This is a genomic window from Paenibacillus cucumis (ex Kampfer et al. 2016), from assembly GCF_019748695.1.
In the GTDB taxonomy this organism is placed as follows: Bacteria; Bacillota; Bacilli; order Paenibacillales; family Paenibacillaceae; genus Paenibacillus; species Paenibacillus polysaccharolyticus.
Genome location: NZ_JACLIC010000023.1, coordinates 376,566 through 401,070, shown reverse-complemented (window position 1 = coordinate 401,070; position 24,505 = coordinate 376,566). Strand labels below are relative to the sequence as shown.

20 protein-coding genes are annotated in these 24,505 nt (G+C 46.9%); 5 read left to right on the top strand and 15 right to left on the bottom strand.

Annotated features, from left to right (window positions below):
- Positions 1 to 127: 127 nt before the first annotated feature.
- The gene (gene niaP, locus H7T88_RS15120; RefSeq protein WP_090922661.1) at positions 128 to 1,345 is read right to left on the bottom strand and encodes a niacin permease NiaP; all 1,218 of its coding nucleotides are present in this window, start codon (positions 1,343 to 1,345) and stop codon (positions 128 to 130) included.
- Between the two features lie 352 nt (positions 1,346 to 1,697).
- On the opposite strand from niaP, the gene H7T88_RS15115 reads away from it, so the two are divergent.
- On the top strand, positions 1,698 to 2,690 hold the full coding sequence (locus H7T88_RS15115; RefSeq protein WP_221789079.1) for a hypothetical protein: 993 nt from the start codon (positions 1,698 to 1,700) through the stop codon (positions 2,688 to 2,690).
- A 169-nt stretch (positions 2,691 to 2,859) separates the two neighbouring features.
- Here the strand turns inward: H7T88_RS15115 and H7T88_RS15110 are convergent, their stop codons facing one another.
- The 4 genes from H7T88_RS15110 to H7T88_RS15095 form a co-directional block, all read right to left on the bottom strand.
- Complete coding sequence (locus H7T88_RS15110; RefSeq protein ID WP_221789078.1) at positions 2,860 to 3,675, bottom strand: carbohydrate ABC transporter permease; 816 nt, start codon at positions 3,673 to 3,675, stop codon at positions 2,860 to 2,862.
- Between the two features lie 114 nt (positions 3,676 to 3,789).
- On the bottom strand, positions 3,790 to 4,662 hold the full coding sequence (locus H7T88_RS15105) for a carbohydrate ABC transporter permease (RefSeq protein WP_221789077.1): 873 nt from the start codon (positions 4,660 to 4,662) through the stop codon (positions 3,790 to 3,792).
- 3 nt (positions 4,663 to 4,665) lie between these two features.
- Positions 4,666 to 5,940: an ABC transporter substrate-binding protein gene (locus H7T88_RS15100; protein WP_221789076.1), complete on the bottom strand. Its 1,275-nt coding sequence runs from the start codon at positions 5,938 to 5,940 to the stop codon at positions 4,666 to 4,668.
- 213 nt (positions 5,941 to 6,153) lie between these two features.
- A complete protein-coding gene (locus tag H7T88_RS15095; RefSeq protein ID WP_221789075.1) occupies positions 6,154 to 7,365 on the bottom strand; it encodes an LLM class flavin-dependent oxidoreductase in 1,212 nt (403 codons plus the stop codon).
- 485 nt (positions 7,366 to 7,850) lie between these two features.
- Between H7T88_RS15095 and H7T88_RS15090 the strand changes: the two genes are divergently transcribed.
- Both H7T88_RS15090 and H7T88_RS15085 read left to right on the top strand, forming a co-directional pair.
- A complete protein-coding gene (locus H7T88_RS15090; protein ID WP_312027624.1) occupies positions 7,851 to 8,735 on the top strand; it encodes a helix-turn-helix transcriptional regulator in 885 nt (294 codons plus the stop codon).
- 325 nt (positions 8,736 to 9,060) lie between these two features.
- Positions 9,061 to 9,534, top strand: coding sequence for a stalk domain-containing protein (locus H7T88_RS15085; RefSeq protein ID WP_221789074.1), 474 nt, complete (start codon positions 9,061 to 9,063; stop codon positions 9,532 to 9,534).
- 72 nt (positions 9,535 to 9,606) lie between these two features.
- Here H7T88_RS15085 and H7T88_RS15080 read toward each other — a convergent pair whose 3' ends face one another.
- The 7 genes from H7T88_RS15080 to H7T88_RS15050 all read right to left on the bottom strand — a co-directional run bounded on the left by H7T88_RS15080 (position 9,607) and on the right by H7T88_RS15050 (position 18,695).
- A complete protein-coding gene (locus H7T88_RS15080) occupies positions 9,607 to 9,951 on the bottom strand; it encodes a DUF3139 domain-containing protein (protein WP_221789073.1) in 345 nt (114 codons plus the stop codon).
- A 131-nt stretch (positions 9,952 to 10,082) separates the two neighbouring features.
- Entirely contained in the window at positions 10,083 to 11,030 is a 948-nt protein-coding gene (locus H7T88_RS15075; protein ID WP_221789072.1) for a hypothetical protein, read from the bottom strand.
- Positions 11,031 to 11,038: 8 nt separating this feature from the next.
- Positions 11,039 to 12,406 carry a nucleotide sugar dehydrogenase gene (locus H7T88_RS15070; protein ID WP_090922673.1) on the bottom strand — a complete coding sequence of 456 codons (1,368 nt, stop codon included), beginning with the start codon at positions 12,404 to 12,406 and terminating at the stop codon, positions 11,039 to 11,041.
- Between the two features lie 310 nt (positions 12,407 to 12,716).
- Complete coding sequence (locus tag H7T88_RS15065; RefSeq protein ID WP_154983745.1) at positions 12,717 to 13,520, bottom strand: response regulator transcription factor; 804 nt, start codon at positions 13,518 to 13,520, stop codon at positions 12,717 to 12,719.
- Between the two features lie 267 nt (positions 13,521 to 13,787).
- Positions 13,788 to 15,188, bottom strand: a complete 1,401-nt coding sequence (locus H7T88_RS15060; RefSeq protein ID WP_208606804.1) for a glycosyltransferase family 2 protein — start codon at positions 15,186 to 15,188, stop codon at positions 13,788 to 13,790.
- Positions 15,189 to 15,210: 22 nt separating this feature from the next.
- Positions 15,211 to 16,422 carry a HEAT repeat domain-containing protein gene (locus H7T88_RS15055; protein WP_221789071.1) on the bottom strand — a complete coding sequence of 404 codons (1,212 nt, stop codon included), beginning with the start codon at positions 16,420 to 16,422 and terminating at the stop codon, positions 15,211 to 15,213.
- Positions 16,423 to 16,469: 47 nt separating this feature from the next.
- A complete protein-coding gene (locus tag H7T88_RS15050; RefSeq protein ID WP_221789070.1) occupies positions 16,470 to 18,695 on the bottom strand; it encodes a hypothetical protein in 2,226 nt (741 codons plus the stop codon).
- Between the two features lie 869 nt (positions 18,696 to 19,564).
- Between H7T88_RS15050 and H7T88_RS15045 the strand changes: the two genes are divergently transcribed.
- Entirely contained in the window at positions 19,565 to 20,809 is a 1,245-nt protein-coding gene (locus H7T88_RS15045) for a DNA polymerase IV (RefSeq protein WP_221789069.1), read from the top strand.
- Entirely contained in the window at positions 20,806 to 21,159 is a 354-nt protein-coding gene (locus H7T88_RS15040; RefSeq protein ID WP_090922683.1) for a YolD-like family protein, read from the top strand. Before H7T88_RS15045 ends, H7T88_RS15040 begins: the two co-directional genes overlap by 4 nt.
- Before the next feature lie 240 nt (positions 21,160 to 21,399).
- On the opposite strand, the gene glsA is transcribed toward H7T88_RS15040, so the two are convergent.
- The 3 genes from glsA to H7T88_RS15025 form a co-directional block, all read right to left on the bottom strand.
- Positions 21,400 to 22,341 carry a glutaminase A gene (gene glsA, locus H7T88_RS15035; RefSeq protein WP_221789068.1) on the bottom strand — a complete coding sequence of 314 codons (942 nt, stop codon included), beginning with the start codon at positions 22,339 to 22,341 and terminating at the stop codon, positions 21,400 to 21,402.
- 274 nt (positions 22,342 to 22,615) lie between these two features.
- The gene (locus H7T88_RS15030; RefSeq protein ID WP_221789067.1) at positions 22,616 to 23,794 is read right to left on the bottom strand and encodes an LOG family protein; all 1,179 of its coding nucleotides are present in this window, start codon (positions 23,792 to 23,794) and stop codon (positions 22,616 to 22,618) included.
- A gap of 123 nt (positions 23,795 to 23,917) precedes the next feature.
- A complete protein-coding gene (locus tag H7T88_RS15025; protein WP_090922690.1) occupies positions 23,918 to 24,400 on the bottom strand; it encodes a GNAT family N-acetyltransferase in 483 nt (160 codons plus the stop codon).
- Positions 24,401 to 24,505: the final 105 nt, after the last annotated feature.

Here is a 24,505-nt window from a genome sequence, read left to right as displayed (position 1 = left end):
AGAGGCATGAGCCCATGGTCGTATCAGGGTCACACCTCTTCTTATATCAACCTTGTATCGCTTGTCCAACCCCCTTTTCCGTAGGCAGGCAGACCCGTATAAAAGTTGCGCTAAAATTTTCTGAACATTATTCGGCGAGTTCCTGCCCTTTCGTTTCCCGGCCCCAGAACAGCACAGCAGCTGCTCCAATAAGGATGGTTACGAAGAAAATGGTGAAAATCAGGCTGATGGGAACTGCCTTCTGAACAAGCATACCCACCATAAATGGTGCAAGTACGCCTCCAATCCGGCCGACCGATGTAGCTAGTCCAACGCCTGTGGAACGAACCGAAGTCGGATACAATTCAGGGCTGTATGCGTACAATCCGCCCCAAGCACCGAGATTGAAGAACGATAAACAGATTCCGGCGGCCAAAATGGTCGCTTCGGTTGTAGCCAGTCCAAAGGCAATCGCACTGAACGCAGTCAAAGTAAGGTAAACGACAAGTACAAACTTCCGGCCAAATCGTTCAATGAAATACGCAGCAGTGAAGTAACCTGGCAACTGTGCGATCGTCATGATCAACACATACTGGAAACTTTTGACCAACGTAAAACCCTTTGCCATTACAACCGAAGGCAGCCACAAGAACATGCCATAATACGAGAAAATAACGGTAAACCACAAAATCCATAGCATCAATGTGGTGCGGCGATGCGGTGCAGACCACACCGTGGCAACCTTCTCGCGGAAAGTGATTTTATGCAATTTCGTGTGATTCTTGTACCGCGGAGGATCTTGGATAGCACGGCGTAAATACAGCGCATAGAACGCAGGAAGTGCACCAATCGCAAACGCAATTCTCCACCCATACTCAGGGATAACAAAATTGGCAATCAGCGCCGATACAATCCAGCCCCCTGCCCAGAAGCTTTCCAACAACACAACCGCACGTCCACGTTCCGCTGTAGGCATCGATTCCGATACCAGCGTAGATGCTACGGGCAGCTCGCCGCCAAGACCGATCCCTGCAACGAGACGTAGTGCACACAAGACTGCAAAACCAGTAGCGAGTGCCGATAGACCGCTTGCAATCGTAAAGATCAGCAACGTCCACATCAGAATCGCTTTTCTTCCAAAACGGTCTGCGAGTGCACCTGCGAGCAAGGCACCCAGTGCCATACCGATGGAGTTGATACTCGTCAGCACCCCGACTTGTCCGGGACTTAGACTCCACTCCTTCGCGAGTGCAGCTACGATAAAGGAGATCATGCCGACTTCCATCGCATCAAACAGCCAGCTCATACCGGCACTGAACAGCAGCTTGCGCTGCTTGGGATTCCGCAACACTTCCAATTTACTCATCAGATTAATAGCTCCCTTGATCTCTATGTAGTCATCCTGACACTAAACCATTATTATGCAGAATGAACCAGAAATCAATGCAAAATACAGGGCCACGCTAAATGAAACATGTACATCTGGAAGTGAACATAAATACTTTATACTTTTTTGTAATTAAAGCAGTAAATTTGCAATTTTATAATTTTCCATTTATAACTAATAGAGGGGATTCTAAAATTAATTCGAATCGTTTCGAATGATAAAAACATTGGCTTATAAATCCCCAAAAATAATAACTATTCAGAATATCAAACTAACCATAGTCATACTAGGATCAGTATTAATTAAATAATTCATAAGGAGAGTTACAACAATGGTGACTAAAATACTTCCAATTTCTCAACCAAAAGTTATCGGTTTTTTACATCATGCTTATCCATTGTCAATTTTAGGTAATCACAATGAATATATTCCTTGGTTCTATAATAACTTCATCCAAATAATATGTAATCCAGAATACTTTGAGCATACGAATGACCATCTCGTTGATTTCTACTTTCCAAACGATCGATTGTTCAGTTACCCATGTATCGAGACCTATGCTTCTAAACCAGAATTTTCAATTAGTGAAATCGACATTGTAGACTACACTATTAATAGCATTAATAATGATTGCTATGTTTATACTCATGTTGATGAATTCTATATTCCTAATAGAAAAGTAAATAAACACTTCACTCATAATATTTTGGTTTATGGATACGAAGATAAAAAATTTAATGTTCTAGGTTTTAATGAGATTCGTCATTTTGCCAGCACTCAAGTTCCCTTTGAAGATTTTAGAAAAGCTTATAATCATGCTGATTACAAACTCACTATTCTATACAGTTACAACAACTACATTACACCACAATTTAATATCTACAATGTCATGCGTTCAATAAAGGATTATTTACTATCAATAAATACGATTCAGGGAAACTGTTACCTCCCTCCAAATCCTATATTTGGTATCGACACATATTATTATCTTAAACGATATGTCGAAATACTAAAATCAGGTTCAACTAAAGCAGATATACGTCCCTTTCATATTTTATTAGAGCACAAAACTTGTATGGTTGAGAGAATAAACTATATGAGGGAACACAACTATATAAGAAATCCCAATATTTATTCAAAATATAAAGAGATAGAAAAACTTGCATATATACAACGAAATATTATACTGAAGTACTCAATCTCTCTTGACCCTATGTCTTTGTCTAATCTGGCGAACTCTATTGATCTATTAATAGCTAAAGAAACGGATGCGTTAAATATGATTTTAGATGACTTACAATCATCTGGATTTAGCATTGATTAATACGCGCCCAGTATTACAGACAAATAAAAAGAAGTACTTATTTTATTCGATTAATTGTGAATTGGAGAAGAGTAGAGAATATACCCCAAAGCGAGATGCAGCCTTATGTGTACAATCGCTTTGGGCTTTTCCAGTTTCAAGCTGTTTCGTCAATTTCTATCTCCAGGCCTCAACCCTTAAGGGAACCTGCCGTAAGACCTGCGACGAAATAACGCTGAAGTAGCAAGAACAGCACAATCATCGGGATCGCTGTCACTAGAACACCAGTCAGCATCATCGGATAATTCGTCACGTACTCCCCGCGGAATTGCATCAGGGCAAGTGGCAAGGTGAGTTTGGACTTGCTGGTGAGCATAAGCATCGGAATGAGCAAGTCATTCCAGACCATCACCAGCAGGAACGTTGCGGTTGCGGCCAGTGAAGGTGCCGCCAGAGGCAGAGCGATCCGGGTAAAGAGTCTCCACTCGTTGGCCCCATCCATACTACCTGCTTCCAAAATTTCCGAATTCAACATACGCATGAAACCTGTCAGCATAAACACGGAAACGGGCATCAACATCGCAGCTGATACGATAATCAAACCTGTCAGACTGTCGGACCATCCAAGCGTACGTGTGAGGGAATAGATCGGCAACATGCTGACCTGTGACGGTACAATTAGACCAGCAACAAAGAGTGCAAACACAATTTTGCCTACGCCGCCGCCCCAGCGGACAATGGCATAAGCAATCATGCTACTGAGCAGTAGCTCAATCGCTACTGTCCCCAGTGTTACAATCATACTGTTCCCGAAATATTGCCACATGGGCTGATTACGGAACAATCCCGTCACATTATCCCATGTAAACGGGTCCGGCCAGCTGAATGGGCTGGTGAAGAAATTGCTACTTGTTTTGAACGAAGATACAAATACAAAATACAGCGGCACAAGGATCAGCAGCGCATACACAAACAGGATCAGTCGATTGAACCATTTGAAAACCATATAAAAAATCCCTCCTTCCTCTCAACCTCACACCTAAAGTTAATCTTCACATCCAAAATCAAATTACTACGTTTTTCTCGAACACGCTCACGAAAAGAGGCAATCATCTATCCGTTAATAGCTCACCCGGTCGGCACGTAGCGCCTTGAACTGTAATAACGTCAGTAGCGCGAGCAACACCAGGAAGATCATCGAACCGGCAGAAGCCAGACCAAACGAATAGCTGCCAAAAGCAGTATGATAAATGTATGTGGTCAAAATTTCAGTGGCGTAGTTCGGACCTCCGTCCGTCATTGTGAAAATAAGATCAAAAGCCTTGAACGACTGGATGGTCGTATAGGCTACCACAATCGTTGCCGATGGAGCCAGCAGCGGCCAGGTCACGGTGCGGAATACCTGCCATTTGCTCCCGCCGTCCATACGTGCCGCTTCGTACAGTTCTGCTGGGATCCCTTGCAGACCTGCGATGAACACAATCATCATCTGCCCTGCGTGAGCCCAAACCTGCACCGCAGCGATAGAGAAAATCGCAATCTTCGGATCACCGATCCAGTTACGAGCGATGCTACTCATCCCCGCCTCGTTTAATCCATAATTGATCAGTCCAATGGACGGGTCATACATGAACGCCCAGATCAGACCAACGGATACCGACGACAGAATCGCCGGCAGGAAATAAAGCGCCCGAAGTACCACTTTTGTCTTGGTATTGCGTACTAGAAGCAGGGCTAGAACGAGTGAAATAAAGGTTTGTGCGATCACAACGGTTAACATAAACTCCACGTTATTGCCGAAGGCTTTGCGAAATACGATGCTGCTGAGACTGTCCTTGTAATTATCCAGCCCTACAAATGCATACGACGGGGATACCCCGTCCCAATCCGTAAAGGAGTAGAACAGCCCCGTCAATGTAGGAAATACGAACAATCCAACGTACAGCAGCAATCCGGGTAACAGAAACAGGGATAGCTGAAACCGGTTTTTCATCGTTTATTTCCCGATATGCTGATCAATGATCGCTTGTGCTTGCTGTGCTGCTTCTTCCGGGGAAGTGCCACTCAGCACAGCCTGAATGGAGTTGGTTACCGCCTTCTGGTTATCTCCGTTCAGGATGGTGAACCGTGGCTGGAACACGGTCTTTTTGTTCGCCCATTCTCCCGCAACCTGAAGTTCTGGTGTATCATACTTCACGTCATTCACCGTTACATTCTGTCCTGTCTGGTTGGCGTATGCGCCAGCTACATCCGGTTTGCTCAGGAATTCAAGGAATTTCTTCGCTTCTTCCGGGTGTTTCGATTTGCTGTTTACCGCAAGCATGAATGTGGTCGTATGCACTCCCTCATATTTCGCCTGGTCGGCACTTACCGTAATCGGCGCGAGCAACTTTTGCTCGAGATTCGGGTTTTGTTGTTTGTTCTGAGCAAGTTGATACGATCCGCTTGCAAGCATCGCCGCTTTCTCCTGAATAAACAGTGCACCTGCTGCCGGGTCTTTCGTACCCAGTGCATTTTGCTGGAAGTATCCTTTATCGTTCAGCTCTTTGATTTGCGTCAACGTTTTTACCCAGAACTCATCTGTCAGTTTGGCTTCGCCCGCTTCAACTTTGGTAAAAATGTCGTCACTCGGTGCATTGTTCATCACCATCGTATTCATGAATTGGCCTGGACCAATATCCGCTCCGGCAAAGGCAATCGGAATAATGCCATTGTCTTTCAGCTTTTGGCACAGCGCCAGGAACCCTTCCCAATCTTTCGGTGGGGTCAGGCCGTACTTTTCAAACAGTTTAACGTTATAGATCGGATCGTTATATACAAGTTGATACGGAATCGCATATTGTTTGCCATCGTGTTGTCCGGCTTCGATCAGTTTCGGATTGTAAGCCGACAGGAAGGATGATCCCGTCAGATCCGTAAATAGTCCGGCTTTGCTGAATGCTTGGAACTGAGCACCCGGGAAAGAGGCAAACACATCCCCTGTGGAGCCGTCGCTGATTTTGGATTGCACGGTGGATTGATATTGATCCGAAGGGAGCGTCTGCATCTCCACATGGATGTTCGGATTTTCTTTTTCAAACGCGTCAATCGTCTTGTTAAATGCTTCGGAATCCTCGCCCCGCCAGTGCATGAAGCTAATGGTCACTTTACCTGAACCTGAGGAGCCGTTCTCTCCGGATGCCGCATTATTTCCACCGCCGCAAGCGGACAGCAGGATGGACATCACCAGCATACTGACAAGCGGCAGGATCATTTTTTTATTTTTTTTCATGAAAGACGACCTCCTAAGGATGATAAACGTAAGTTAAACCGACTAAATTTACACTGAACACTACGTATTCATAACAATCTTTCAATCGCTGTTACCCCCGGATTTTTTCAATTTTAATATATAAGGAGAAATCCGGGGATAAAGGCGAGCGCTCCGCTTTTCCAGATTTGTTTTGAATACTTCGTTGTCGTGTAAAAAACAAGTTTTACTTATTTAGTTGGCAGTAATAGAATGCTGTTTCTGTCTTGTTTTCCATTTCTCGCGGATGATGGGCATCACGGTCTTGCCGAAGATTTCGGCTTCTTCCAGATGCGGATAACCGGACAGAATGAATGTTGTCACGCCCAGGTCTCCGTATTCCATCAAACGTTCTGCAACCTGCTCCGCTGTACCCACGATGAGGATGGCTCCCCCAGAGCGTACTACCGACAAACCTGTCCACAGGTTTGGCCCAACCACAAACTGCTGTTTCTCGGACAATTCACGAAGCTCATTCTGTCTGCGCTGGTTGGTGGCATCCGTTTCGGCGAACGCGGCTTTGGCCTTTTCAATCGCTTCCGGTGGTACTTTGCTGATGATCTCCCACGCTGCTGCCCATGCCTCTTCTTCGGTATCCCGAATGAGCACCTGTGCACGCATACCGTAACGGAGCTGGCGATCTTGTCCCGTTTCCTCTTTCACCTGCTCCCGAATGACCTCGATCTCTTCGATCTGCTCCTGAATCCAGTCATGCGGCTCGCCCCACATCAGGAAGGTATCCGCATGTTCAACTGCCACTCGCTTTGCAATCGGAGAACTTCCTCCAAGATAGAACGGAGGGTATGGCTTCTGTACCGTCTCCGGCATGCCTACCGGGCCTTTGAAGTTGTAATATTGACCGTTGAATTCAGGATTTGGTTCGCTGGATGCATCTGCACCTGATTGTGCGCCACTTCCGGCGAATTCCGTCAGATTCAAGCCTGTCGACTGCGTCCACGAACGCTTCATGACTTCCATATATTCGCTTGCGCGAACATACCGTTCATCATGCGCATGTGCCAGTGGATCACCGAGTTCTTCCAGATCTCGAACCGAACTGCCTGTAACTACGTTAATCATGGCACGACCGCCAGAGAGCTGATCCAGTGCCGCACCCATGCGAGCTGCGAGTACGGGTGTCACCAGACCCGGGCGAATCGCTACAAGGGGACGCAATGTCTTGGTGTGACTCATTACCGCTGAGCCGACCACCCATGCGTCCAGACAGGCTCCCCCTGTCGGAATCAGTACAAATTCGAACCCTGCCGTCTCCGCCGTCTGTGCCACCTGCACCAGATAATCCAGACTTGGCTCACGTTCCGGCTCTACACCTACATACTTCCCATCTCCAGCCGTTGGTAAAAACCACCCAAACTTCATCTCTTCCTGCTCGCTCACCATCGTCATTCCCTTCTATGGATAAATAAAGTCTCATGTTAAAAATAAGATCGGTGTTGTGCAACATGGCCGTTCCGGGTACGAATCGTTCTTTCGATCGCTGTTATCTCCAGATTTTTTTGGTTCCCTTTCCCAAAGGGAAAATCCGGAGATAAAGGCGAACACTACGTTTCTTCAGAATCGATTTCGCCCCTCCACTACGTTCGCACTCGTTAAACCCTATTTTTAAAGTGCGCCTAATTTCTAATTATTTTGTAAAGTATACATCCAAATGCCGATTAATTAACTTGGTTTAATAGGTATGGACATCATATCAATTGATTTGTCTGTGATCAATGTCATTTCGCGGTAATTTATTTTTGTCATTTTGTGGTCGTTTTTCGAATTCAGATTCACCTGATCTTGAATTTGTATAAAACCCACCTGTATAATAGGTTATAAATGAATCTTTTAGAAGATATCGACGATACTTATACAATAAAGAGGTGTTCCTGGTGACCGAGCTTGAGCGCATGAAGGAGGACCACCACGAGTTTTTGGATATTCTATTTTTTACTCCGTCTGAATTTGAGAAGGCCAGCGGTGCATGGCCCTTACGCATTGGTCGTAACATTGCTAAAAGCAATTATCATATAGGTCCTCGGACTACGCCTTATCATTATTTGTTATTTGTGCTGGAGGGCGAAGGCTCATTCATTCAGAACGGACAGCAGTATCCCTTGCGAGCCAAAGATGCTTTCTGTCTGTTTCCGCATGTGACGCATGAGTACTGGACAGATCCCGACCATCCTTTGCAGAAAATATTTATTGCCTTTGACGGAGCATATGCCGCTGAACTGCTCTCCCGAATTGGCTTAAGTCCTGACAATCCGTACCGTTCAGGTGTACTGACACCCGAGACCGCAGGCAACATGCGTTCATTTATGGAGGACGTTCGTAAACCGCAGGACAGTGCCAGTGATTTGGGACGACTGATCCGGTTTCTCGGCCTTTTCGACCGCATTGCGCGCTCTCCAGCGACCAAAGACTTGCAACCGGATGTAGCCACCCCCTGGCTTCAAAAAGGGAAAGAGTACATTGAACTTCATTTCGCAGGCGGCATTTCGGTGGAGGGTGTGTCTGCCCATGCAGGGGTGGATCGAACCCATTTTGCCAAACAGTTTCGCAAAGCCTACGGCTTGTCCCCAGTGCAATATATTCAGCAACTCAAAATGAATCAAGCCAAACTCCTGCTTGTGCAGACCACGCTGAGTTTAACGGAGGTCGCTCATTCCGTGGGTTACCCGGATTTATTTTCGTTCTCCAAAGCTTTTAAAAAGCAAGTCGGTCTACCTCCTAACCGTTATCGGACAACGACAACAGAACAGAAGAGAGACTAGATGAGTTGGTTAAGAGAACACCAGAACACCCGCGCTAACGGAGCGATTTCCTGTTCTCAAACACTAAAATATCCTGAATAAGGCAAGCCCCTTCACTATGCGAGTGATCGGGATTTGCCTTATTCAGGTTTTCTATTTTAGATGAGCTAGAATCAGTATCTGCTGTCTCTGACGAGTCGAAATGTTTTTTTCATAGATCACAAGTTAAATTACGAAAAAATCTCATCTGGCACTTCCTAAAAACTTACTCTCAACATATGTAACTTATGTACCGGTTCTTACGTTAATCCTAATGAATAATGAATATACCAAAGGAGTGGTTATCATGCGTATTTCCAAGTTTTTAGTGGTGACTGTGCTAACTTTTGCTATGGCTGGCTTCAGTTCATCCGTAAATGCGGCTTCTCCCCCCGCTTCCGGATCAACTGTGAACATCCAATCCAATGTGCTGGGTGAAAAATCATTTACAGGTCTGATGATTAAAGGGCATACCTACGTTGATCTCGACGGATTCGTGAACTGCCTTCCGTTCCAAATTAATTCCAAAGCGTTATCCTTTCAATCCGAGACCAAAACATTTAAGGTACTCAATGAAGACTTTGCAATTCCTACCCCAGAATTACAGTTCAAGGTTGGAAGTGATACGTTCCAGCACAATGATGAGTCATTTCGATTGAGTGATCCCGTTCTTCTGATTCAAAACCGCATTTATTTTCCGCTAAAAGATATCGTTTCGGTCTACGACATTAACGTTTCTTATAACTCGCAGACGAAAACGGTACAAGTGAGTAAAGAGTAACTTACGTTACACTAATTTACAAAGGTAGCACGTTTACCAAAACGGGGAACAAGCGCACCAATTGGGACGCTTTTATCTAACCATAGGCTCCTGATGTTTGGGATCATCGTCCATGTAGCTGTGCTGCTGAATGTGCCCGTCCTTGAAAAGGATGTAATAATATTTATTATTAGGCTCATCCGCGAATGTTACGGAAGCACCATATGGTGCCTCTGAGCTTGTGAAGGAATAGTTACCCGTTATATCTATCATTTCCTCAGGGGAATATCCCTTTTGTTGAATTAAATAAGCCCTTACTTTCTTTTCAGCATCTTTCATTTGAATTGGATTACCGAATAAACTGAAGTACACCCAACCTGATATCACCACAACGAACGCTAAAGTAGCAATCAAACTGATTTTCACTCTTTTCGACATAGAGAAACCTCCATTTCTACACTTTCACATTCTCTAAATAATATAAAAATCCCTTCTGAGCTACACACAGCAGGAACGAATACCTGCTGCTTTGCCCAGAAGGGATTATCAACTAAACGTTAAAGCTTGTGTTATTGTTTCTGATGTTGTGATCCTTCCTTCATTTCCCCGGTCTTACGGACAAGCGGGATGCCGTTTTGCTTCGCATACCACGCCTCATAATGATGCACAGCCACACCTGCAAACGATGAATGTGAGGCGCCCAGTTCAAACACCTTCTGCATCTCTTCGTCCATATTGCTGATGGGTTTGCGGAAAAAGGTCAGGTGATCTCCCTCGTGTGTATCCGCGAGTTCTGCTCCAATCCAGACCTTCTTGCCCAGATCATCCGCTTCAGCCAGCTCTTCCTTAGACAGATCGTACATCTGCTGCCCGCTGTCTCGATAAGCCATAATGGCCACCGCATCAAAACGGGAGATGACCCAGCGACTGAACGTCTCCTTGCCTCCAGCAGACTGCCGGGCATCCAGCCAGAATGGAATCGCTGCACTCATATATAGTCCTGCTGCCTTTCCGGCTTCCGTCCAGACCTCCATATTATTCTGCCATTCGGCAATGACACTGCTCTGCTCGTTCTCCCAGCGTTTTAACTGGTACGGCTCGACATCGAGCTGAATGCCTTCAAAGCGTTCATTCTTCGCAGAAGAAGAATTGTATGCCCGCACGCGTTCAATAAAAGCAAGTCCTTCTGCACGCTTCTCGCGATAAGCCCAGTCGGCATGACCATTCAGCGCGTGCACTTCAATCTCGGCATTGGTCGCAGCCGCAATGAACTTACGATAAGCCGCATCAGGCACCTCATCCTGAACTTGCAGGAAAATGGTATCCACGCCCTGTTCCTTGGAGAACGCGATAATCTCAGGTGTCTGCTTCATAATGATCGACGTATCCCACAGCCAGGTTGCCTTGTGTTCCTCATGCGAAAACCATTTGAACAGCCAGGACAGGAGCAGCAGGCAGAACACCACAGCCACAATAGCCCATTTTGCCTTACCTGCCAACTTGCCCTGTATTCTCATCGGTCGCCTCAGACGAGAACCGCTTCACTTGGTGCAAACACAGGATGTTGTACCGAGTGACCGATCTTGTAAATATGTGAGTGATTGTACGTGCGGAATGCATTACGTGTATCCAGAATAGGTACACCCAGTTCCGCAATATCATAATAAGGCAAGTCGCTGTGGTTGGTGATCAGCACGATGCAATCGTACGTTTTGAACTGCTCCAGGTTAAAGGCTTGGCTGTGCACGGTTTCGCCATGTTTGTCTTTGAATGATTCTGCATGCGGGTCGTAATAGTTAACGTTTGCGCCGCTTTCCTTAAACAGCTCGTATACTTCCAGTCCTGGTGATTCACGCAGATCGGCAATGTTCGGTTTGTACGACATGCCAAGCAGCAGAATGTTCGATTTACGAACAGACTTCGCGTATTCATTCAGGATCGTTGACGTTTTATTCAGTACATAGTACGGCATATTGTCATTGGTGGATTGCGCCAGTTCAATAAATTTGCTATAAAAACGGAATCCTTTGGCCTTCCACGACAGATACATCGGGTCGAGCGGGATGCAGTGTCCGCCAATACCCGGACCTGGATAGAATGGCATAAAGCCGAACGGTTTCGTCGCAGCCGCGTCAATAACCTCCCAAATATCGATGCCCATGCGATCACACATCATCGCCATTTCATTGACAAAGGCAATGTTGACACTGCGGAATGTGTTTTCCAGCAATTTGGACATTTCCGCTACTTTAGGTGAAGATACCGGAACCACAGTCTCTACATATTTGCTGTACAGCGCAGTGCCTAGTTTCAGACAAGCTTCCGTTGTACCGCCGATGACTTTCGGTGTATTAAATGTGGTGAAACGACCGTTGGATGGGTCCACTCGCTCAGGTGAGAAGCACAGGAAATAGTCTTTGCCCGCCTCATGTCCGATTTTGTCCAGCTCCTGCTGGATCAACTCTTCCGTTGTACCTGGATACGTCGTACTTTCCAGTGTGATCAGCATGCCTGGTTTCATATGCAGTTTAATCTGATCAACAACCGTCTCGATATAAGAGGTATCCGGGTCCTGGTTTTCGCTGAGCGGTGTCGGTACGCAAATACTCAGTGCGTCTATGACACGCAACATGCTGTAGTCTGTTGTTGGCTGAAAGCGACCGCTTTGCATTACTTTTTTCAATTCGTCGGACGAAATATCGTGAATATAGGAATCTCCATTGTAGATGCTGTCGACTTTGGAAGCATCCAGGTCGATACCAATGACGGTAAATCCTTGGTTGACCATCTCCACCGCAAGGGGAAGGCCGACATAACCAAGGCCGACAACGCCCAGTACCGCTTCTTTATTTTCGATCGCGTTCAGTAAAGTGTGAAATTGTTGATTCTCCATGATATTCCCTCCGCGCAATATATTTGATGTTGCTTATATGAGCTGAACTAAGAGGATTTACACGGACACTCCGATGACAGAATAACCTGGAGAGTAGCGGTTATCCCCAGATTTTTTGATTCCCTTTTGTTAAAGGGAAAATCCGGTGATAAAGGCGAAGCATATGCTTCCGATGTAGCTTTCTTTCAGAAAGCTTTTAGCTTCGCTTTGTCAGTTTTTTTCTGTCCTCTCCGTTAAAGTGTAAAAAATAGTTCAGATCATATAGATGTGGTTGTAACTGTAACCGTTGTGACTCTAATCTACTTATCTTCTAGTGCAGGCAACGTCTGATCCGGGCGTCCAGCTCCACAGGTGAGAACGGTTTGGTCATATAATCGTCTACCCCGCTACTGAAACATTGGCTGATCGTCTGCTCCACCCGCTGTTCCGTCAACACGACGATTTTAGGCGGTTGCTCCATCTCCAGCTTCTGGATGTGGTGAATGAATGGAAGCCCATCGATGCCATACAGATTCAACTCCGTCAGCACGAGGTCAGGTGTCACTTTCTCGATCAGGTCGAGTGCAGCAAGTCCATCCACTGCTTCATAGGTTTCATATCCCTGCATTTTCAAACGCAGTTGCAAAAATTCTCGAACCGTCGGATCATTATCCACGATCAGAATCCGTTCGGGGTCATCCGCCGTATGTTCCAGCGTATAGATATGAATTTCCGATGAATCCACAAGCTTCGAAGATTCGGCCATATGCTGAATCGTTGCCTTCGAAGGGCGCTCCCCCGGCGGGAAACTGGCCAGTGTAATCTGCGGATCAGCACCAGGAGCACTCTCTTGCAACTCATGCTTGATACGAAGTCCTTCATAGTGCACCTCATCGAGCGTAAGCCCTGGAAGAAGGACAGCAGTGGTCTGTGTATGACTATCCTGCCATACCTGGAACGACGTATATCCCGCCTGCTCCAGATGTGTCCTGACCTGCTGCTCCGGCTGAACCTGACCTGCACAGTGAATGAACATTAAGCCACAAGCCTCGGCACCCGTTTCCTTCAATCCCTGTTCTACATTGCGATACACATTAACGGCAGCTTCACGCTGCAATGTCGCCGTATTTGGCATGTTCTTTTCCACCCTTCTTCATGTTCTATACAAGTTCAACAAGTCGTTTACACGTACATTCCGATGACAGAACAATCTTCCGATCACTGTTATCCCCTGATTTTTTCGATTCCCTTTGCTCAAGGGGAAAATCCGGTGATAAAGGTGAAGATTATGCTTCCGATGCAGCTTTCTTTCAGAAAGCTTTTAGCTTCGCTTCTTCAGATTATTTCTGTCCTCTCCATCATCGTGTAAAAATGGAGTTGAACATCTATAATGTTGTTACAATTAAGCCGCTTTGCTTGCGTCCTTGGATTCCTCAGACCAGCTTTGGCGTGTCATCGTGCCCCATGAATTGTTGTTTTGCAAAAACTGAATGTGTCCCTGCAATCTCCACAGCACGCCGAGTTGATGATATCCCACAAATTTCAGGGCGGAGTAGACCAGCATTTTGACCAGATCGGACAGCTTGTTATACCGTTTGAATGCAATCTCCTCCAGAATCAACGCCCCTACACTCAGCAGATATCCACTCACAAAGTTCAGCAAGCCAAACAAAACGAGGATCGGCCACTGGGTCATGTCCAGAAGCACGTATCCAGCCAAAGCGATCAGTCCGGTAATGCGGAAATACGGATTCAGTGCTTCGAAAATAACGTTATATGGCATGGTAATCATACCCATAACCTTATATTTCGGATTAAACAGCATGCCGCGATTTTCCAGCATGTTTTTCAGATTCCCGCGGCCCCAGCGTTTGCGTTGGCTAGACAAAATGCGGTACGAATCCGGCGCTTGTGTCCAGCACACCGCTTCAGGACAGAAAGCGACGCGGTATTTGAGTTTATTTTCCAGCATATAGCGGTGAAGCTTGATAATAATGTTCATGTCCTCACCTGGGTAACCGTCGCGGTATCCACCTACGGCGATAACAGCATCCTTACGGAACATGCCGAATGCGCCAGAGACGATGATCAGACCGTTCATGTGACTCCAGCCAATGCGTCCGCCGAGGAAAGCTTTCAAATACTCGATAGATTGGAACATCGGCCAAATCTTACGCGGCAAGGATACGTCCTGTACCGCACCGTTTTCGATTTTACAGCCGTTGGCAATGCGGACATCCCCACCAATCGCAACAGTCTCTTCCGGATTCTCCATATACATGCGTGCCATGCGGATCAAAGCGTCTTTCTCCAGAAGTGAATCGGCATCGATGGAAGAGATCAGCGGATAATGGGACAAATTAATCCCTGCGTTGAGGGAGTCGGCCTTACCACCATTCTCCTTGTCGATGACATACAGATCCGGGAAGTCCGGGTTATGATAGATGCCGCGAATCTTCTGACAGGAGATTTTTCCGCGAATCTGCGTATTCGGCACCGGCTTCAGCCGGTATTCTTCCAGCAACACCTTCAAGGTGGAGTCGTTCGAACCATCATTAATGACAATGACTTCATACGTTGGATAGTTCAGTGTCATGAGGCAGTTTACATTTTCAATAATCGTCAGTTCCTCGTTGTACGCTGGCACCAGCAGGGATACCGAAGGAACCAGTTCCGAGCCGGATAACGTGTTGTACTTGGAGTAATGTGACCTCCGGAAGATCGTCCAGATGTTACGAAATGATAAGGCCAGTATGGAAAAATAAAGCGTATTAACAAACACCACATAATAGATGGCGACCATACCGTAGATTAGCAATAGATCTCTAAGCAGTGTAATCCCCTCCTACTGTTGCAACGCCTGTGCGTTTCTTGGTTGTACGGTTTTCGCCGCGCACCGGGCCAAAATAACGTTCGTACAGCAGTCTTTTTTTGTTATGTGCAATCATCTGCTCTATCGCCTTGTGGTCGGTTCCCGAATGCTGCATCGTGCTCTCGATCTGCTGCATGGCAATCTCGCGCTCTGCACCCGTTCCTTGAACTGCTGCCTGACACAAAGCTTCGAATCCCGGTTCGCCCAGCTTACTCAAACTTTCCGCGCTGTTATAGCGAACTCTCCAGTCTTCATCGCGAAGTGCCTTGCGCAGCAACGGGATGCTGCCTGATGCATGCTTCGAACCAAGTGCCTGTACCACTTCCGCCCGAACTTCCGGATCGGTGTCCTGGATCAGCTTCAGAATCGTCTCATCCTTAAGTGCTGGACTTGCACTGAGATACAGCTTCACTGCTTCGGCACGAACATCCTCATGCTCTGCTCCGACGAGTCTGTGGAGTGCAGGCATTACTTCCGGCACCGCTTGTCCCCACATCGCCACAAGTCCTACTTTGACAAAATCAGGGTTGCGATCCTCAAGCAATTCGATCAACACACGACTCGTATCCAGGTTTGCTTCCAATAAGATGTCCGCAGCCAGATGATGAATCGATTTCCCTTTCGTTAAAAGCAGTGTAAGCATGTCTTTCAGCTCGCCATGCCGGGTTGTACATCTCGCAATCGAACGTCCAATCATGATCGCCATCGGACCCGGTTTCTCATCCTTGAGAAGCTCCATTAAACCTGGAACTGCTTCGGGACAGCGCATGCCTCCGAGACGATATGCTGCATCAATCTGACGTCCGTAACGCAGACGGCCCAGCTCTTTCAGATCGTGTTCGACGAATCCGGCCTCGCGGCACAGTTCGATCAGCTTGTCACGATACTCTCCCTTGAACTGGTCAATCCATTCAATCAGTTTGTCCTGAATAACCCGTCGTTCTAGTGGAGCAAGCTTGCCTGGCGGCAACTTGAGTGGGCTGTTCTCCGTCAAAGCGGTCTGCAGATACGTGAAATAGTCTCGTTGCTTCATTTCATACAAAGCGGTTTTGCGTCGTTTGCCGTTGTGGGACATTTTCATGGCAAACAGAACGATGACGCCTACAATCACAAGTGCAATGCAGGCGATCAAAAACCAATAGGCCAAAGCTAAACTCTGGAACATGTGAAAAAGTCCTCCTTTTATACTTGCTTATGATGTTCTATGCTGATTTATTCGATCTGAAAACTAGGCATTTTTTCGTAGCTCTGCCGCATTTTCTCATAGCTTAACTTAAGTCTTTCGCTATATTCGACCTGCTCCCAAGGTTTCCAGCTGTAAACGGGTAAAGTTTTCAAATCCAGCGTTGATTGCTCGCCCCCAGGCCAGGATATCTGTTTCGTGGAACGATCTGTCAGCCATGGAACCAGCGTGATACCTTCAACGCTAGTTGTAGAAAACTCCCGACCGTTTTTCAGCGGTCCGTATTCGATGGCCTGCAAGGAGCTCGGATCACCGAAACCAAGCAACATCCACGGAATTCGCATTTCCACCTGATTGCCGTTATACTGCCAAGCTGTTAACGAATCGCTGTCTGCCTGTCCTGGAGCTGTCGTACCTCTCTTTAACGTTCCCACGTTCTCCGCCATGAATGGATGCGCTGAACGTGTATCTGGCGGGGTCATCTTCAGACTGACAGCCAGTTCCCACGGATGGAACGGATCGGCTGACTTCAACTCCTCGTCTGGGATCATGTTATACCCGTCCTTGCCATACAGACGCTGATTGAAATCATAGTCCTTCGCAATCTGTACCTGGGACTCGTTATCTTTACCCAATGTGATGACCGTTTCCAGTCCATCACTTAGCGTTTTGCCTGGCAACATGTTGCTTGGTTGACTGCCGCCGGTAAGAGTATCTGTCCCAATGCGAAGTACAGTTTTCTCCGGGTCAAATGGCTGATCCAGCGTCAAGCCCACATACAGATAAGCTTCATCATGGGTCATTTTCATCTCCTGAATACCATTCACCTGTCCCTGCCAGACCGTAACTTCTTCATCTTTCAGCTTATCCCAGTCATCCAGCTTGCCATCTATCGTCAGCTGTTCCTGTTTCCCTGGGTCCATGGCCAGCAAACCAAACATCTTTTCGTTGGTTAACACGTTTAGCCAGTACGCCCGGCGATCTGCCGGAATTTCCAGCGGCATCGTGTTCCAGGTCTTTTTGAACCACTCATCCTGCCACATGAACAGAATCGCTCCTGCATAGCCTTCATCATAGATATCCTGCGTAAGCGAAGCATCGATGTCTCCCTGCTGTACCTCGTTATGCCCGCCTTGATTTCGACCACCCATGCCCAGATGAGATATACCAAGTGAGGACGGCACACCATACTCTGTAATCATTACAGGCATATCGGAAAACTCGGCTTTTAGCTTTTGCAGATAGCTTTTGTACGTGTTGTACTCGCCCTTTTCATCCTTGATGGTTTGCAGTGTCTTATCAATGTGGAACAGATCCGGGTAATACGGGTACACGTGGTAGGCAGCAAAATAACCCCCATCCCATGCTTCCGGCTTAATATGCCGTGCATCCACACTGACGAGATCCTCTTCATAGAGCGGCTCGCCTGGATGATCCAGCACATCGGTTGTAACCCAGTTGGTAAACGTCATCGGATGTTCCCATCCATATTTTTTCTCCTGAACCGCCGTGTAGTCCAGCAGCTCTGCTAACCAATTTTCAAACGGCGATGCTTCTGCACTGCCGGAAAAGTGAACACCTTTGTACTGCGGCACATCCGCATGCACCTTATTGGTGTTGTCCACCATCCCCGGGTCCCACTCGGTACCTACATGCCAAGCCATCAAGTATTTTCCGGCATTGGTTCTGTACTTGCCGCTGGACTCTCCGTTCTTGGCAGGAATGTCTGCATCACCGTACACGGCAGATACGGCCTTTTCTATCTCCTGCTTGAACCTCTGTTCAATATGATCGGCGTAGGCATCCTGCTTCTCAATCAATTCCTCTTCAGGTGACCATATGCCTTGTATAAAATATAACGGTTGCTCCCGGCCACGATTATAATCGACCAGTGCGGAGTAAAAAATCGGCTGGTGGACGGTATAGACCCGAATCACATTCGCGCCCAAATCCTGAATCTGCTCGAACCAGCGCAGGTAATCCTCCTCGGTGAGTGGAAACTCTCCCGGGTAATGTCCCGGCGAAGTGGCCCCCAGGTTCACCCCTTTAACGAACATTTCCTTCCACGTTCCATCTGGCCCATATTGCATGAACCGGTCTCCATCGGTCTTGAATTTCATTTCCGTGCCGTTCTCCGCTGTATACGTGACAAGCTTTGGCTGCATGTAATGCCATCCGGCAAGTATTCCGCCAGTCACCACCAAGGCGCCTGTCAAAGCTGTCAGTAACCAGCGTCTTCGTCGTTGTCTGCTCATGACTTCTGATTGCTCACCTCTCTAGTATGCATCCTGCTTCCCCATAGATCAGATTCATGCATTGCACAAACCCATGCAGGAAACATACGATCATTCCGCTTCGGATGTCCGCTTGGTAGAGATGTCAGCGGTGTAGTTCTCACTATAGCGCTAAGCCTCTGCATTGTAACTAGGCTGATGGAAGCAAACATGATATGGAACGTTCTGCCCATACTCAGCCCGTTGAGCCACCCGCCAGCACTCCAAGGCAACAATTCCGTTTGCGGTCTTTTTACATTCGTGATCTGCCGAAAAGCACAGATGAATGCCCTGCTTATCCTGCACATCTTCACGTAATATTGTTATGTGCAACGCGGATACAGGCACTCTTCCCCCGAAAAACATATACCCCATTAAACGCGAGTAACATTTTAAAGTTTCGCGTTTTTTACAGTATTAACCATAAAGATTACAAAATTGATACTATAGTCCGATAACGCATCACTGAAAATCCGCGTCCTATCAAGGTTTTCTGAAAAGTACTGAAAATGAAAAAAGGACATCAGTCCCCCTATCTAGGACTCTGTCCATGAACGACACTTTTACAAAAATCAAAATGAACTACCAGTCATCGCCCAGAGGTCACAGATATCTCACATTAAATGTAAAAAGCCACATCTTATTTCCTATTTCATGTCCCTAGTCTGCCTAGCGTATAATTGTGTCCAATTTGCAAAATAATTCCGGTTGCCGCATTTTGAATTGTCCTTTATGCTTATAAAACAGGAACACTTGTTCCATACTGTAAATAAACTGTAAATGAACAGCTCTCTGCAAGGATCAGACGACAGGAGCAACATCAAGAATTGCAGATAAGGAGAGGAAACATCATGCCCCGCCAAGACAGACGTGTCATCATGCTGGCAGACTGCCAGTCATTTTACGCCAGTGTGGAGAAGTCTGCACATCCTGAGTACAAGGATCGCCCCCTTGTTGTAGCTGGTGACCCGGCGAGGCGTTCAGGTATCATTCTGGCGGCGTGTCCTCTCGCCAAGTCCTACGGTATTACAACCGCAGAACGACTGGGAGAGGCGCTTGCCAAATGTCCAGATGTTGTCGTTATTCGCCCAAGAATGGCCGAATACATCCGCGTATCCCTTCATATTACACGTATTCTTCAGTCCTATACCGATCTGGTGGAACCCTACAGCATCGACGAGCAGTTTCTCGATGTCACGGGAAGCCTCGATCTGTTCGGCAGTCCCGAAACAATTGCACGCAGCATTCAGTCCAAAGTGATGGATGAAACTGGCGTTTACATTCGAATCGGCATCAGCGATACCAAAGTCGTCAGCAAAATGGCCTGTGACCTGTATGCCAAAAAAGTCCCAGGAGGCATCTATACGCTGCCAAGGAAGGATATGCCCTCCACGATCTGGGAAAAACCTGTACGCGATATGTTCATGGTTGGTTCACGCATGGCACAGCATCTCTACAAAATGGGCGTTCATACGATTGGTGATTTGGCGAATACACCGCTATCCCGGCTCAAGGAGCGGTGGGGTGTAAATGGTGAAGTGTTATGGCGTATCGCCCGCGGTATAGATGATTCTCCGGTAAAACCCGGAACATACACACACCAGCAGCAGGGGATCGGACATCAGATGACGCTGCCACGGGATTACGAGACTTGGGAAGAGATTAAGGTTGTGTTGCTGGAGCTCGCGGAACTAGTCAGCCGACGTTCCCGGGACAAATCACTCATGGGGCATGTCGTTTCGGTCGGGTGTCGCGGACAGGATTACGACCGGCCAACCGGTTTTTCCCGTCAGATGAAGGTGAATGAACCGACCAACATCACAGATGAAGTATATGATGCGGCGGCAACTCTGTTTCTGCGCCATTGGGACGGATTACCCATAAGACGCATCCATGTGTCGCTGAGCGGACTTGTACCCGATTCAGAAGTACAACTGTCCTGGTTTGACGACCGCGAACGCAAGAGAGAACTGGAGCGAGCCACGGATGATATCAAGCGCAAGTTCGGAGATACCGCCATCATGCGTGCTTCATCTCTGTGCTCGTCCGCTCAGGCGCAGGATCGTTCTCATAAAATTGGAGGTCACTATAGATGAGTAAAAAATTGCAACAAAACGGACTTTTTGAATCCTCACGCATGATGCTTCCCGAACACCGGGAAGCCTATATTCTTCATCAGGAGCAGCTTGCCCCCCGCACGCGTCCCTCCCTGGATGCCCAGGCCGCAGATGAAATGTCCCGTTTGCTGAGCAACTCCATGGTACTTGGCGACCGCGTTACGATTACACTGTTCCACGAGCATGATGACATTTCTTATACTGGACGTGTGCTCCGATTGGATCGCCCCGCCCGTACACTCAGACTGCTAACCGATGACGGGAATCGGGATCTTCAGATGAATCTCATTACAGGTGTGACTCCAGCAGGTGAATGGATGGATGAGTAAACATGTGAGTGATGTAGCAAAATGAGCATTTCTTCACATATGGACATGGTGGGAACCCCTTGATAGATGCAGCAGCTTCACGTTGTGCAGGACCGTATCCCTACTATACTTTAAGAACATAAAAGAGCAGTCGATAAAACCGATGTCCGTTCATTCTGCCTCGTTCAAAAGAAGCAAAATAACTGGAATCTGATTCATCCACTGCCTTAGAAGGGTAGCTATTACGTTGCTTTTTTAATATTAGAAGAAACTCCAGTCGAACTCCTTGGACAGACGCTCAAGCAGATGAACGCCAGCGAGGCTGTTGCCTTTGCGATTAAGTGCCGGGCCAACCACACCGATGCCGAATTGTCCCGGAACAAGCGTCAGTATTCCACCGGAAACACCACTTTTGGCGGGCAAACCAACCTCGATGGCAAATTCACCAGAAGCATTGTACATCCCGCAGGTAGTCATAAAGGTCTTGGCGATCTGCACATAACGACGGGGAATGAGTTCTTCGCCAGTAATCGGATCGGTTCCATCATGAGCGAGAACAAGCGCCATGCGAGCCAGGTCAGCACAGGTGACTTCAATAGAACAATGGCGGAAATAAACTGCCAGCACATCTTCCACATCATCTTTGATGACACCGTTATGTTTGAGGAAATAGGCGAGAGAACGGTTCAGATGTCCACTTTCCGATTCGGAGCGAAAAACGTCTTCGTTATAACCCAATCGTTCATTATTCGCTAACTTGCGGAAAAATTCGAGAATACGGCGGGACTTCTCTTCCTTGCAGTCACCACCAACAAGAGAGGATACGGTGATCGCCCCCGCATTAATGAGAGGATTAAACGGAATACCTGGTTCAACCAGTTCCAGCTTGATCATGGAGTCATAATCATCGCCGGTGGGTTCTTTTCCTACATTAAAGAAGACCGCCTCTTCCCCGTGATCCATCAGGGCCAGAATGAGGGTGAACACTTTGGAGATACTTTGCATCGTAAAAGGAACTCCGCAATCGCCGGCAGACACATGGTTACCTGCCGCGTCCATGATATGTATTCCCAGATCATCCTGAGATGCTTTGACCAGTTCCGGAATATAGGAAGCTACTTTCCCCTGTCCCGTATGCAGGCGGCTGGTCTCCAACCACTCGGGCAACAGAGCATTCAGTCGTTCCATCGTTGAATCACTCATATGTCATCTCCTCCACGTTTACCTATAGAAGTATCTTACAAGAGATACTAGCCCTGCAATACAACGGAGCGCTGTACTGAGGCAAGACACCTTATACTCCTTATTCTATCCTAAGCATTACCCTGTGGTACGCGAAGTTACACGGATTTCTACCGGGAAAACAAAAAAGCTGCTAGCGTAACAGCTTTTATGGGGACTTTGTTCTATTTTCTGAATCAGGTTGTTCATGGATTACGATGGGAACGGTTCATTCATTTTCTGCACATTCTATCAGTCATATTTCAGTATTGTTTCCTCGCTGATTAACAAAATCTTCTGCTCTTTCAGCCATAAGCTCCGAATCAATATTGCTAATGCCAATTCTGGCTAGTTTGTGCACGACCTGACTCGCAGATTGTGCATTTTCAATAATGATGTTTACGGCTTCATCAGCATCATCGACAACGCGAATATAACGTTTGAATTCCTCTTCTGTCATATTTTTCGTACCGACAAAAAGTTGATAAAGCAAACCCATCACTGGCATGTGCAGCCTTTTATCAGGGGTCTCTGAATTGGTCCAGAACTGGCTGTCAAGAAACAGCATTGAAGTAATTGGAGCCTTATTATACGCGTCATTCTCACGGTAATAGACTTGAGCGGCGTCCTGGAACACTTCCTGGATTGTGCCTCCCCGCCCCTCCGAAAAAATGATACCGCATGAAGCGAGTGTAAGAAGTACATCTTCCCGTATACTATTGAGAAAGTATTTCGCAACGTGGGTAGCAAACGGAGTAAAAGGCTCGTGGCCATAATGCCAGGTCGGCAGTGCCAAACTGCAATTGAGTGGGCTGAGCTGATTCTTGAGTCCATTTGCTATTTCCCATGCGGGAAGCATCCATTTATGGAGTTTGCTTAACAGTTCTTCATTAAAGGTCTGTCCATCTTTACCGATAATATCGCTCATGTTTTGCGGGAATTCAGCGAACGGTTCCTCTGCCAAACGATTTATTGCAGATTCAAGGCAGTCTGCGGACCGTCCAGCGTGAAGAGCACCAAGATGTGTTGCTTCCATACAACCAGGTCCACCACCGCTAACGACAATAAAGCCAGATTCTGATAGCTTCTGGGCAATTCGTGCTACTTTACGATAGGTTTCGCTTCCACGTTTCTCACGATGTCCTCCCATAATTGCAACAGGACGACGGCCTGCCTGTAACTCCGTTGCCAGAAATCCGTTCATTTCGCGTACAACGGATGTATCATGCACAGCCTCCATCATCGCAGCATAAGGATCTGAAACGGTTGTACCTCCTTGCTGATGAAAATATGTAAAACACCGAAAATCTGGCGTGGCTAATAGACTCCGTGCATCATCCACATTAAAACCCTTAAGCAACTCAAAGGGAGAATAAAGCTTATCATGAATAGGGTTAAACGGAGGATGCGTAATCCATTCCAATGACTTTATCATATGCTCTCCTTTTACATGTAATTTAGGGCCATTCTCTATCTAATATAGATTGCACAGAAAAAAGCCGCTTTATAAGCGGCTGCAGCATGTTTAAGCATATACTTTCATGTGTATCTAACGTCTTTATCTGTTAGGACGCAGATTCAACTCCAGAATCTCCCCAGGCAAACCGTCGTAATCTCCCACCCATGTTGATTCAAAGTTCTGTCTAAGCAAAATCTGACGGGATGCCGCATTGGAAGGATCAATAACGGCATATAGAACCTCAATGCCTGCAGCCTGAGCCTGAATAATCAGGCGGGACGCGATAGCTGTACCCTGACCTTTGCCCCAATGCTCCGGTAGAATCATATACCCCATCTCTGCCCGGCTTGGGTTATCTTCATCCAGAATCAATTTGGCGTAGGCCACACCCGCATCATCCTGCGTGGTCACTCGATAGTGCCCGCATAAAGAACGAAGGTTATAATCTAGCATGGAATCGAACTGTGTTCTCGCTTCCGGCTCCGGGATCGCCCGCTCGGTAATCTGCTTCATGACGTCCTCATTGGAAACGAGTGCATAATAATGTTCAAAGTCCGGTTCTGTGTATTTTACAAAGTTCATGAATATGCCTCCTCAGGATAGATCATTTCAATGTCATCGTGTCGCATACCGTATATCATTTTATAGCGCGTCATCGAGTACAGTTTTGCTTTGATTCACCTAAAG